10 protein-coding genes are annotated in these 12,760 nt (G+C 53.6%); 9 read left to right on the top strand and 1 reads right to left on the bottom strand.

All coding sequences use genetic code 11. The features are described 5' to 3' along the window. Nucleotides 1-2 precede the first annotated feature (2 nt). From AC1EKG_RS03485 to AC1EKG_RS03510, 6 genes are all read left to right on the top strand, one after another. Nucleotides 3-1,142: a glycosyltransferase family protein gene (locus AC1EKG_RS03485; RefSeq protein WP_004805972.1), complete on the top strand. Its 1,140-nt coding sequence runs from the start codon at nt 3-5 to the stop codon at nt 1,140-1,142. 13 nt (nt 1,143-1,155) lie between these two features. Further along, nucleotides 1,156-2,394 (top strand): glycosyltransferase, encoded by a 1,239-nt coding sequence (locus AC1EKG_RS03490; RefSeq protein ID WP_004805975.1) that lies wholly within the window; start codon nt 1,156-1,158, stop codon nt 2,392-2,394. Further along, nucleotides 2,391-3,686, top strand: a complete 1,296-nt coding sequence (locus AC1EKG_RS03495; RefSeq protein WP_004805976.1) for a lipopolysaccharide biosynthesis protein — start codon at nt 2,391-2,393, stop codon at nt 3,684-3,686. Before AC1EKG_RS03490 ends, AC1EKG_RS03495 begins: the two co-directional genes overlap by 4 nt. 1 nt (nt 3,687) lies before the next feature. Further along, complete coding sequence (locus AC1EKG_RS03500) at nt 3,688-5,673, top strand: DUF6541 family protein (protein WP_481067745.1); 1,986 nt, start codon at nt 3,688-3,690, stop codon at nt 5,671-5,673. A 124-nt stretch (nt 5,674-5,797) separates the two neighbouring features. Then, the gene (locus AC1EKG_RS03505; RefSeq protein WP_004805980.1) at nt 5,798-7,090 is read left to right on the top strand and encodes a nucleotide sugar dehydrogenase; all 1,293 of its coding nucleotides are present in this window, start codon (nt 5,798-5,800) and stop codon (nt 7,088-7,090) included. A gap of 76 nt (nt 7,091-7,166) precedes the next feature. Then, nucleotides 7,167-9,146: a DUF6541 family protein gene (locus AC1EKG_RS03510; protein WP_481067746.1), complete on the top strand. Its 1,980-nt coding sequence runs from the start codon at nt 7,167-7,169 to the stop codon at nt 9,144-9,146. Here the strand turns inward: AC1EKG_RS03510 and AC1EKG_RS03515 are convergent. After that, a complete protein-coding gene (locus AC1EKG_RS03515) occupies nt 9,140-10,702 on the bottom strand; it encodes a polysaccharide pyruvyl transferase family protein (RefSeq protein WP_081499163.1) in 1,563 nt (520 codons plus the stop codon). The two genes, AC1EKG_RS03510 and AC1EKG_RS03515, sit on opposite strands and share 7 nt — an antisense overlap. 123 nt (nt 10,703-10,825) lie before the next feature. Here AC1EKG_RS03515 and AC1EKG_RS03520 point away from each other — a divergent pair, with 123 nt between their 5' ends. The 3 genes from AC1EKG_RS03520 to AC1EKG_RS03530 are packed head-to-tail and all read left to right on the top strand — an operon-like array spanning nt 10,826 to nt 12,719. Beyond that, nucleotides 10,826-11,752, top strand: coding sequence for a glycosyltransferase (locus tag AC1EKG_RS03520; RefSeq protein WP_004805986.1), 927 nt, complete (start codon nt 10,826-10,828; stop codon nt 11,750-11,752). Further along, complete coding sequence (gene pssD / locus AC1EKG_RS03525; protein WP_004805987.1) at nt 11,749-12,207, top strand: PssD/Cps14F family polysaccharide biosynthesis glycosyltransferase; 459 nt, start codon at nt 11,749-11,751, stop codon at nt 12,205-12,207. The genes AC1EKG_RS03520 and pssD overlap by 4 nt, the downstream gene beginning before the upstream one ends. Then, a complete protein-coding gene (locus tag AC1EKG_RS03530; protein WP_143484504.1) occupies nt 12,150-12,719 on the top strand; it encodes a glycosyltransferase in 570 nt (189 codons plus the stop codon). The genes pssD and AC1EKG_RS03530 overlap by 58 nt, the downstream gene beginning before the upstream one ends. The last annotated feature ends 41 nt before the right edge of the window (nt 12,720-12,760 follow it).

The following is a 12,760-nucleotide window of genomic DNA, read 5'->3' on the forward strand; positions in this document are numbered from 1 at the left end:
TAATGAAGAACATCCTGGTGATCACCTTTTCGGATATTCCGAAGGACGCCCGCGTATTGCGTCAACTATCGGTTGTGCGCGAGTTCGGCCATGTCACGACACTTGCCTATGGAGAAAAGGCCGAATTTGCAGATGAGCATCTGCGGATTGATTCTTCTTTGCCGTCTCTGCCGCAGACTCCTGCGGGGGTGGCTGCCTTGGCAGCACATAGATTCCGTACAGCGGAACGGCTTATTCCTGCAGCTAAGCAGGGATTGAAGTTGGTGGGCAATCGCAAGTTTGACGCAATAATTGCTAACGATGCAAGAGCGCTTCCCCTTGGCATGGCTATTGCCGGGGACGATACGCCAGTGTGGGCTGATTTGCACGAATGGGCTCCGGAGGAACGCACCCAGCTGCTGTCCTGGAGGTTGCTCGTCGCTCCCTTGATGCGGGATATTTGTAAAACTTATCTACCATCTACCGCAGCACAGACGACTGTCGCTGGGCACATCGCCCAGCTTTACCAGAAGCACTTTGGAGTTACTCCCTCAGTGATGCGCAATGCGCCCGCTTGGCAGGATCTGGAACCGAGTCCTGTAAGTGACGACAAGATTCGCCTGGTCCACTCTGGCAGTGCGGTTCCGGGCCGGTCTATTGACAAGATGATCGAAGCGGTCAAAACGCTGGACGATCGCTTCAGCCTAGACTTCTATCTGACTACTGCCGGCGATGGCGGCAAGTATCTACAGACTTTGAAAGATGTAGCGGGCGGTGACCCGAGAATTAGGTTCAATGATCCGGTAAAGCCTGCCGAGCTTCCCGCCACATTGAATTCATACGATGTAGGCATCTTCTGGATCCCTCCCACCAATACGAATGCGCGCCTTTCGCTGCCGAATAAATTCTTCGACTTTGTACAGGCACGCTTGGCAGTTGCTGTAGGTCCGTCGATCGAGATGGCTGAACTGGTTCGAAAGCATTCACTGGGAGTTGTTTCGGAAAGATTTGAAGTCTCCAGCATTACACAGACTCTATCCAGCTTGGATTCGCAAAAAGTGAGGTCTTTCAAAGCACAAGCTCACACCCACTCCAAAGAACTTTCTTTTGACAATGAGGCTAAGGTAGCAAGAGGAATACTTAAACGTATGTTGTCGCTATGAGTTAGGAACCTAAATGCAGAAGAAGCTGCTGGTACTGCTTACCTCCGTCTTCCCCTATGACAGCGGAGAAGAGTTCTTAGAGGTTGAGCTCCCGTATCTGGCAGCTTCTTTTACTAGGGTCATAATTCTGCCCGTACATCAACTAAATCCCAAGAAACTCACCAGAAAGCTGCCGCAGAATGTTGAGGCACGCAGCCTGCGCAGCTGCGTGCCGGCATGCAAGAGCGCTGGGATTGGGCTAAAAGCTGTTAGCGGCTGGGTACGTTCGCCCCTGCTGTCGCCGATCCCAGCTGCTTTGCAAATGCGCGCGCTGACCTCGGGTAGGTATCGTTTCGAACTGGCAAAAAATGCGCTGGCAGACGTGGATTTTTCGCGCTATGACCAGGCGGTGTTCTACGGGTATTGGATGGCCAAGCCAGCAATGATTGCCTATTGGCTTTCCGAGTGGGCAAAAGATTTTACCGAAACCAAGTGTGCCTCGCGGGCGCACCGCTTCGATGTATATCAGGACCAGGCTCCGTTCGGATATCTACCTGCAAGGTCATTCTTAGGTAAACATTTGGATGCGGCCTTTCCCATTTCAAAGAATGCGAAAGATGTGCTCTCCAGGGACATGGGAGATTCGATGCGTGCCGCAATGAGCATCCAACGGCTAGGAACTCGCCCTCTGCCCGAAGTGCACCGGGAAAAGACTGGGAGGCTAAATATTGTCTCCCTCTCCTCTTTGGCGCCAGTGAAGCGGTTGGATCTAGGCGCGCGGGGTATAGCGCAAGCGCTTCGCCGTGGCGTTGACTTGCACTGGTACCACATCGGAGGCGCGAAGGCGGAACAGGTAGAAGATCTCAAAGGGCTGTTGGACGAGCTCCAGATAAGCGAATCTGTAACTCTGATCGGCCAACTGCCCCACGAAGAGGCGCTAAATTTCCTGGCGGACCCGAAGCTGACCGTGTTCATGAATACTTCCTCTTCCGAGGGCGTGCCTGTTTCGATCATGGAGGCGTTGGGATGCTCGCTCCCGACTGTCTGCACAGATGTCGGCGGAAGTGGCGAACTGGTAGAAGAGGGCGTTAACGGTTCGCTGCTAGCGGCGGATATACAACCGAATGATTTAGCAGAGATCCTTGATCGCTGGTACCGGATGGGACAGGACGAGTACGCACGTTTTAGCAAGAATGCGCGGAATACCTGGGAAGAAAAGTGCGACGCTCGTAATGTGTACCCGAAGCTGATTGCAGAAATGGAACAGATGTGAGTTCCCCCTTCGACAAGATAAAAGGGGTTTTCACCGCTAGGCCTACCCTGAAGCACGTCTCTACTCTTGTGGGCGGAACCCTGGCGGGACAGGTCCTGGCCGTTGTCACGGCCCCGATAATCTCGCGAATGTATTCGCCGGAAGAGATGGGGCAGTACACCTTATTCATCTCCGTCTTCATGACCGTTGTTGCTGTTGCGGGACTGCGTTACGACATGGCGATCGTGCTACCGAAGAGCCACGCGAATGCGCGGGTGCTGCGCAATACCGTGTCAGTGATCATCGGGATTGTCTCGCTGGCGTGCACAATAGTGTTTTTCATCTGCGGGAATGCTTTAGCTAAATCGATGGGCCAACCCGGACTCGGCCCGTGGCTAGCACTTGCGGGAATCGCCATTTTCACGCTGGCGCAAGTGAATTCCTATAACTATTGGTTCACTAGGACGCTGCAATACAAGGCAATTTCTATAAACAAAGTGCAAATGAGTGGTTCAACCGCGATTTTGCAGATTGTCTTCGCGCTTGTGTCTTTCGGAGGCATCGCCGGGCTTATTGTTGGACATCTGCTGGGGCAGGGTGGGGCAATGGCCACCCTAATGTATAAGGGCCGGGCGAAGGCGGAAAATGAAGGCGAGCCAAGCGCCAGCGCCATACAGCTGTTGCGCCGCTATAAGAAGATGCCGCTGCTCAATGCTCCGAACGGGCTGGTAGATTCGATCCGGCTGAACGGTATCAACATGCTAATTGGTGCCCTCTATTCTGCTAATACGGTTGGTCAATTCGGGCAGGCGTGGAGGTTGATGCAGGCTCCCGTAACGCTTATCACCGGGGCTATTTCGCAAGTATTTTTCCAGCGCTTTTCGGTTACAGAGCCAGGAAAGATGGAAGCGGCGGTGAAGCAGTCGGTGAAATACTCTTTACTGCTGGGAATTATTCCATTCCTTCTAATGGCTCTTCTTGCACCTTGGATTTTCCCCTGGTTTTTAGGCAGTGGCTGGGAGCAATCCGGTCTGATCGGCAGGGCGCTGGTGCCATGGTTATTTCTGAATGTTGCCACTTCGCCAATTTCGACCGTCTTCGTTGTTACTGAAAGGCAGCAGGAGATGCTTGGCTTTGCCGTGGTATACATGTCTACGGGGCTGGGGTCTGTGTGGGGCTTTGCCAAACTGGGAGCGGGAATTGTCGCAACTGTTTGGGGACTGTCGCTGTTTATGTCCCTCGCCCTGGTGGGAATGATTCTTCTAACGATCAGAGCCGCAAGGATTTACGACCGAGAGGGAACTACAAAATAGTATGGCGTGGCTAGGATGCATCCCGTTACTTGCGGGATTGCTAGGTATTGTTTTTATTCCGGGTGCATCCATTTGTTTGCTTGCTGGAATGCGTCCGCGTTACGTGGTGGCTCTTGCGCCCCTTATCTCTATGTCGCTAGTGAGTCTCCTTCCCGTATTGTTCGCTAAATTCGGGATGCGTTGGTCTATAGGTTCCTTTGCCGGAACCTTTGTGGTTTTCTGCCTTGCGGTCGCTCTGATTTGTCGAGGGCGAGCACGCTGGCCGCAACGGGTGGCTTTGCTCTCTGCCTTGTGGATAGGAGGCGTTGTCGCTTGGCTCGGTCACGTACTACCGGCGGTGATTGGGCGTTCTCCGCGCACCCCTATCCAGCAAATTGATCCCACCTACCACATGAATTTGGTGTGGTTCATGGCGAATACTGGGAATGGTTCTTCCATTAGCGCACCGACAAGAATGTTCGGGCTTGAAACCTCTGAGACTGCCGCCCCTTCCGGGTGGCATGACCTGGTTGCTCTTATGGGTACGGGTCGGGTTGTGGAAGCGACGAATACGATGGCTATAGTACTGCCGACGCTTTGGGTTGTCGGTATTAGTTTGCTTGCATATGTAGCTTTTTCTGCGAATACGAAGTTGGTGGTGTGGACCCAGCTAGCAAGTCTCGTATTCAGTGAGTTTCCCACTATCTTGCAAAGTAGCTATCCGGTGTGGCCAAATGCGTTAGCTATTGCTTTGCTTCCATTTGCTTGTGCGGCAATGTGGATGGCGATAAGAGACTGGCGGGCGCAGAAACACTCTGCTCTTGGGTATGTAGGAGTAGGGGCCGCAGCGATTTTGATTACTTGCGGAATTGCGCTCGTCCACCCGTCATTTGTCTTCAACATGGCCTCTCTCAGCGTATTTCCCCTGCTTTATCTGTTAATTCGCGGGATATGGCGTTCCCCCAGTCAGCGCAGAAGGAAGTCTCTGCTGTGGCTAGGTGGCGTAGTACTCGTAGTAGTGGGAGCGAGTCTGGCTATGTTCACTATTCCGTATGTCAGCGCTGTTGCTGCGCGTATGATGAGCTCATACGGCGGGGAACCGGCAATTGGCATCGAGGCGATACTGAAGATTGTTTCCGGAGCCACCGCGCATAAGGAAGGAACGGTAGTTCCAGTAAAGATGTCGCAGGCTCTTATGAACGTCTGTGGCATGGTCCTGTTTATAGGGGCCGTTCTAATGTGCTGGCGTAGGCGTGACAAGATCGTGTGGCTTTCGTGGCTGGGAACCGCATTCATAGCGCTAATTGTCTATTGGCGAGTACCCGGAGTCCTCGGGATGATTGGCGGATTCTGGTACATGAACGCACATAGGGTAATAGCACCGCTTGAAGTGCCGGCGACGTTATTATTTGGGTTGGGACTAGCCCAGTGGAGTTACCTGCTTTCACTTCTTTTGAAGACGGTTTTTCGCGCAAAGAACGCTGCTGGCCTGTCACGAGCGATCACACTGGGTGTTGTGTTAGTAGCAGGATTTAGCGCCGGAATTATTACTAAGAATGCCTTCTATCAGGTTGTCTACAATCCGAAATCAGATTTTGTGACGATACATATGTCGAGCCCTGAAATAGCTATGATCGAGCGGGCACAAAAGAAGATTAAGGGGCCGGTGCGAGTAATCGGCGATCCAACCAACGGCAGTGCCATGATGCAGGCTCTGGGAGGCGTGGAAGTGGTATTTCCGCAGATGTACTACAGGCCTTCGAATACTAACGAGGCCTACCTGCTATCGAATTTCGACAAGTTGGGTACGGAGCCGAAGGTTTGCGATCTAGTTCGTAAGTACAACATTAGGTACTTCTACTATGACAGTGACAAGGAAACCTTCGGCAAGACGGGGCAGGTAAAGGACGACGGAATCCAAGTGCCGCCCTCACCGAAGGAGGCCGAACTGGTAGATAGGGGAGGAACCGCCAGGCTGTACAAGATCACCGCCTGCAGGAGCTCCTGAAATTGCCTAACGTCCCCGCTAGAGACGAGAGTGAGCGCACATATTTGCTGCAGGCAACGGGTAAGTGCGCGGGGAGCCAGGACTTTATTTACAATACGTATGAGACTCAAATTTTGGAGGATATATGCAGATTGCAGTAGTGGCAATGGGAAAGATTGGTCTTCCTCTGGCAGTACAGTTTGCCGATATGGGACACCAAGTAGTTGGTGTTGACGTAAACCAGAAAACCGTTGACCTAGTAAACGCCGGTAAGGAGCCGTTCCCCGGCGAGGCTCATCTGCAGGAAAAACTGGATGAGCTCATTCCTGCTGGCAAGCTGCGCGCAACTACCGACTACGCGGAAGCTATTCCACAGGCTGATGCGGTTGTACTGGTTGTACCCCTGTTTGTAAACGATCAGACGTGGGAGCCAGTTTTCGGGTGGATGGATGCCGCCACCAAGTCCTTGGCAGCGAATCTGAAGCCGAACACTCTGATCTCTTACGAAACTACTTTGCCGGTAGGAACTACTCGGGGCCGCTGGAAGCCCATGATTGAAGAAATCTCGGGTCTGAAGGAAGGCGAAGATTTCCACCTCGTATTCTCTCCGGAGCGTGTACTCACCGGCCGTGTATTCGACGATCTGCAGAAGTACCCGAAGCTTGTCGGTGGTCTGAACGAAGAAGGCACGAAGGCCGGCATTGATTTCTACAAGCAGGTGCTCACTTTCCGCGATAGGGAAGACCTGCCTCGCCAGAATGGCGTGTGGGACATGGGGAGCGCTGAGGCAGCTGAAATGGCGAAGCTAGCCGAAACCACCTACCGCGATGTGAACATCGGACTGGCCAACCAGTTCGCAGTGTACGCAGACAAGGTTGGCATCGACGTAGAGAAGGTTATTGATGCCTGCAACTCTCAGCCATACAGTCACATTCACCGCCCTGGCATTGCGGTGGGCGGACACTGCATCCCGGTTTACCCCAGGCTCTACCTGTCGACTGACCCTGACGCAACGGTGGTCCGTACTGCCCGTAAGTACAATGCGGCAATGCCTGACTACGTGGTTAGCAGGGTAGAAGAAGTACTGGGTGACCTGAAGGGCCAAAAGGCTGTGGTGCTGGGTGCTTCCTACCGTGGTGGCGTGAAGGAAACCGCATTCTCGGGCGTGTTCCGTACTGTCGAAGCCTTGGAAGAAAAGGGCGCGGACGTGTTCGTGCACGATCCGATGTTCAGTGATGACGAATTGGCCGGATTCGGCTGGAAGGCTTACCACTTCGGCGAGTCCGCTGATGTAGCCATCGTGCAGGCCGACCACAAGGAATACCGGACTATCTCTGCTTCTGATATCCCTGGTATCAAGCTGCTCTTCGACGGGCGTCGCGTGACTGATCCGCAAACCTGGGCTGGTACGCCTCGCATGGTTATTGGCGACAAATAGTCATTAGTTACAATGGGCACGTGTCTTAGCCATCTTGGCTAAAACATGTGCCCATTTTGCATCCCCTGGAGGGTCTATGTTGTTCCCAGCTTCCACAGAGCTGAGTCATTTTTATAGTTGGGGTGGATTCTTAGTCTGCCTAGGAGTAACTACCCTGGTAGTTTTCCTCCCGGGGCTTGTTGTGGGTATTGCAGCGGGATTTAGAAGGTCCACGCTTGCAGCCTTTGCACCGGCTGCCTCAGTTGGCATCAGTGCGGTAAGCGGGATAATGGCCCGGGAGGTCGGCTGGGGCTGGAACGCGCTGATGCTACTGCCGCTAACTGCGGTCATCTCAGTGATCTTGGTTTTGTATAGGGCAGTGGCGCGCCCGTACAAGAATATTTCTAGGGCGGGAAGTAAGTCTTTCCTTGCGCCCGTCATCTGTATTCTTTTATTCGCTGCTTTTACAGTGCGTTTTGCGTTGGCAATCCAATCGCCGGGGACATTCAGCCAGACATGGGACACTGTCTTTCACCTGAACACAACCGAGCTCATCCTGTCTACAGATAGTGCCTCTTCCCTTCACGTGGATCTTACCGGGGATGGAAAAGAACACTTCTATCCGGCCGCTTGGCACGGCATCGTCGCGCTGGTTACGCAGCTTACGGGAACACTTACACCAGTTGCTACTAACGCTGCGGCTGCCGTCGTGTCATTCTTGGTGTGGCCCGTCGGCATCTACGCACTAGTCGGAAGAGTAACGTCTTCGACAGGTACCAAAACATGTGCAATGGTCCTGGCCCTGCTATTTCCCCAGTTTCCTCTGGCGTTCTTGTGGTGGGGAAACCTGTACCCGAACCTACTTGGGTATGCGCTGTTGCCTATTGGGATGACTCTCTTTGACAGGGTGCTTGAACGGTTCAGCAAAGTAACTCCTATCTACCTGGTTGCCCTGTTGGTGACTGCTGCCGGAATGGCTCTGGCGCAGCCTGTTTCGGTAATTACTTTTGCGATCATGGCGATTGCCTGGCTAATTGTGAAGTTCTGGAGCCAAACTAGGCGGAAACTTCGTACAGTCCCTGTTGCCCTGGGGGCCGCAGTGGTCTTGTATGCCGCACTGAACTTTTGCATAGATTCTGTAAACCAGCTTTCGACTATGAGGACTGGAACAACCACGTGGTATCGCCAAGGACATGCGTTGCGGGGGCTATTCCAGCTGTTCGTCTTCACAGGGGGAAAGCCCCAGGGGAACTGGGACGTTTATACGCTGCCCCAGATGATAGTTCCCGCCTTGGCGATCTTGGCGGGAGTATTGGTGGCTATAAGCATGAAGAGGGCGTGGCCGCTGCTAGGTGCGCATTTCATGGCAGCAGTACTATTCGTCTGTGCCTTTTGCCTTGACGGTGACACCCGCTTGTATTGGACGGGGCTTTGGTACTGCGACGTTCCCAGGGTGTTTGCGCCACTATGTGTCGGTGCACCGATTTTTGCCGCCTTGGCATTGCAGGCAGGGTGCCACCTTTTCAGACGGCGAGCTACTTCGGGCGTTTCTACCGCTGCTGCGCTTGTGGTGCTGCTTGCCGCAACGCTGTTCTCTCCAGCGATCACCTCTGCTTTTACTGCAATAAGCCACACCAATTCGCTGCGGGGTATTTATTCCCAGGGCGGCCTGTTGGACAGCGATGAGTTGCAGCTGTTCTCCAGACTGGACAAACACGTACCACCAGGACAGAAGATCCTGGCTAATCCATGGGAGGGAGGCTCGCTCACGTGGCCATACGGCAAGCGAATGCCTTTCTTCCCTAGGATTACTGGTGGTCTTACCGACACTTACAAGTTGCTGGTCAATGATCTAGATAAGGCAGATCAGATACCAGAGGTGTGTTCGCTGCTGAAGCGGGAGAATATCCACTACGCCTTGCAGCTGCGAGACGTGTACTTGTGGGGAGGCTCCGGTTGGAATATCGAGAAGAATTTCTCCTCGCTTGATCATCTGGAAGACATTCCAGGTGCCAAAGTGGTAGATCAGCAGGGGGAAGCGAAGCTGGTAAAGCTCCCGGACTGCACTATTCAGTGACCCCTGTTCTTCAGGCGCGATGCCAGCGCACCTACCCGCGCGATCTTCTTCAACTGGCGGTAGCTAAAACGGCCTACGCGTGCCCCCGGATCCTGTACGAGCTCGGCCTCGCGACAGTACAGGTACCCGATTCGTGCCTGTTGTGTTTCCACCTGCTCACTTAGTAGCCTCTTTTCAGCTTGAAGGGCGTGAATCTGCCTCTCGTAAGATTCCAACAGCTGCCAGGCTCTAGCAAGATATTCATGGTCGGCGGTTGCATCTTCCATGAGCTGCAACTGCCCTAAATAACGCGTGTGAAGCTTAGCGAGAATTTCGGGGGCCGCCAGCGTGGGCGAGGCCGTGGAAACGAAAGAGGAGGCGTCTGCCTTGTTGTTGGTGCACATAGCAATCACCTGCTGCCACCAGCGTTTTGTATCGGTGTGCAACTTTGGCATCCGAGACTGCAGATGCGAACTGATCTGGTTCGCCAGTGCCACGAACTGGTCTATTGCCTGGTAGCTTTCGACTGCATCCAGTGCTGCTTCCGGTAGAACCCAGTTAGGATCCAGCCCGAGGTTTGCCAGCAGATCCGCCATTCTAAGATTGGCGTACAGGTTAGGTGCAAGCAATAGAGTCGGAATAGCCGAAGTCATGGCAAAGACTGCTTGATGGAACCTGTTTGTAACAGAGAGACTAGCTCCTTCTAGAGCGGCGACTAACTGGCTTGGGTGGGCAGGGTTGAAGACCTCCACCGGCGTAGACATGCGCTGGGCTATGGCTTCGTGGAAAGCAACATCTTGGTCCTGCTTTGCTGAGTCTGCCATATGCGAGATCAGCTTCGTAGTAAGCCCGGTGGCTTTACTGAGTCGATCTAAAGTAGCAGCGATAAGCGCTGCCGACGTCGAGGTAGGGAAAGCAGCATGGGCATCGTTGAAGCAGCCCGCTATAAAATCCCCGCCGCGCAGGTTTTCTACCCCGCTGAAGCAGATGGCATCATCGTGGGCCACATAAATCTCTTTGGACGTGTACTTTTGGGCTTCCTTCTTAGAGAAAGGACCGCGTACGCCAATCAGATCGGCCGAATCAAAAAGCCGGCGTACCGCCTGTTCTTCGTGTCCTAATAGAAGGGGGCCAACCGACTGCCCAGAAATTGCCACTGGCAGACCGATGTGTTTGGCGTATTGGGCAAACAGGGAACGCTCAAGAAGGAGCCTAGAAAAGTAGGAATTTATTGACCCGCCCCCACCAATTATCAGAGCGTCCAAGTGGTGCACCTGCGCCAGTCCATCCGCTACGGGGTTACGCCTAAAATCTGAAAAATCTTGTGCGCTAAGGAAAAACTCTTCCCGTTCTAGCGGCAGCTCTGGAAATTCAATCGAGCGGAGGAAATTGGCGCCGGGAACAAGTTGTTGGCTACGAGTGGCGTCATGGGTAAACAGATATGGGGTATGGCCGGCTTCTTTTATCTGTTTAAAGGAGGAAAGCGCAATGGCGTCGTCGCCAACGTGCCAAGAGGGGTTGCCAATGTCTGTCAAGATGCCAATGTTTGCCATAGGTTCCCATTCGAGATGTAGCATGCGAAAGAACGTGGCTTAACTATATATGTTTGCTTTCCCAGTGGCGTAGCCTGCGAGGCGGCGAACTAGCGGGTTGTATGATGGGCGGATGAAAAAGGTCCACGGAGCGGCAAGGTCGATGGTATGCGAAAAGTAGCTGCGGTTGTTGTTGCTTACAATCGCGAAGTCTTGTTAGGTAAATGCCTCGCTGCACTGCAGAAGCAAACTGTTCCATTGCAGCACATAGTGGTAGTAGACAACGCCAGCACAGACAATTCGCTGCAAGTAGCTAAAGCTAGTGGGGCAGAAGTAGTTTCCTTACAAGAGAACACCGGCGGTGCCGGAGGGTTCACCGCAGGCATTGCATCGGCAATGGGCCATGATGTCGATTTTCTATGGCTCATGGATGATGACACCATCCCGTTTTCGAACGCCCTCGAAGAACTATTGCAGACAGCCGACGCCTACCCTGGTGCACCAGCATTCCTCTGCTCTAAAGCAGAGTGGTTCGACGGGCAGGTGCACCCGATGAATACTCACCGCAGGCGCCCCTTTGTGCCATCAGAACAGATTGATCACGCCAAGAAAGTAGGAGCCATTCCGGTTCGATCTGCATCTTTCGTGTCCGTTCTGATAGATACAAGGGCTGTTCGCGAAGAAGGACTTCCTATCGCGGACTACTTTATTTGGAATGACGATTTAGAATATCTGAGTCGCATAGGCAAGAATCGCGTCGGACTGTACGTGCCGTCCTCGCGCGTTCTCCATGCCACCAAGAAGCTTGCGGGAGTGAATGAAGACCCTCGCGATAGATTCTTCTACGAAGTGCGCAACAAAATCTGGTTCTTGAGGCTCAGCACCGGTCTGCATCTGATGGATCGCGTGCTCTACGGGGCATCTTGTATCAGACGGTGGGCGAAGATGTTCAGCGCCTCAGCTGATAGGCCGGCTATGGTCAAAGTAGGTTGGAGTGGCTTAAAAGCAGGAATGCGCGCCCCCCGTTCCAACCGCGAGGTATTTGCGTCCTCTGCAGAAGTGGGCCCCGCGATCGCGAAGATGGAGCATAGATGAACCAGTTGAAGGTTTTATTCGTGGGCTCGTCTGGGGGCCACCTCGCGCAGATGATTTCAATGCGCCCCTGGTATAAGAACCATCAGCGCATCTGGGTCACTTTCAACACTCCGGACGCTATCAGTGCCTTGGAAAACGAAAAGGTGTTCTGGATGAAACACTCCCCGGAACGTAAGCCCTGGGACTTACTGAAGACCCTGTGGGCAGGCATTAGGCTGGTACCTAAGCTGAAGCCGGACGTGGTTGTGTCCACCGGAGCATCGCTAGGGACTATCTTCATTGCGATTGCCCGCCTACTAGGGATTGCCACGGTCTACGTGGAGGTCTTCGATCGCATCGAATTGAAATCGATGTCCGGCAGAATCTGCTACCACATAGCTGACAAATTTGGGGTGCAGTGGGAAGAGCAACTGAAGCTATACCCGAACGCTACGGTGGTGGGGCCGCTGCTATGAACCTGCAAAACTATTCGGTAGTAGTCATGGTTGGCACCCATCACTGTCCGTTTGACCGACTAATAGACTGGGCCGACAAGCTTGCCGCAACAGGCATCGAAGTTCTGGTGCAATATGGCAACTCGAAGGCACCATCTATTGCAGACGGGATAGTCTCGCTCACCCAGCAAGAGATGCTCAGCCTGCGGCAAAGCGCGAAGATCCTGATCTGCCACGGAGGCCCATCGATAATGGTCGAGTGGCTCAGGGCCGGGTTTAGGCCTGTAGTGGTACCCCGAGACCCCGCTCTCGGAGAGCACCTAGACGAACACCAGATGCTCTTTACAGACTTTATGGCCCACCGTGGGTGGGTTGATGTAGCCGCCTCAGCTGACGACCTAATTGCGCTGGTACGAAACGGTCTCGAAGGCGTTTCCTGTCCCCAGGATCTAGCCGATCTTGACTCCGTTGCAGCTGCGCACAATGTTGGTCGCCTTGTGGCAGATGCGCTACGAGCCAGGCGGGACAGATAATCCGGAAACTGACTTTCTGGCGGGGCAAATCCTGGTCCAAC

This window comes from Winkia sp. C0117E2 (genome assembly GCF_056590455.1).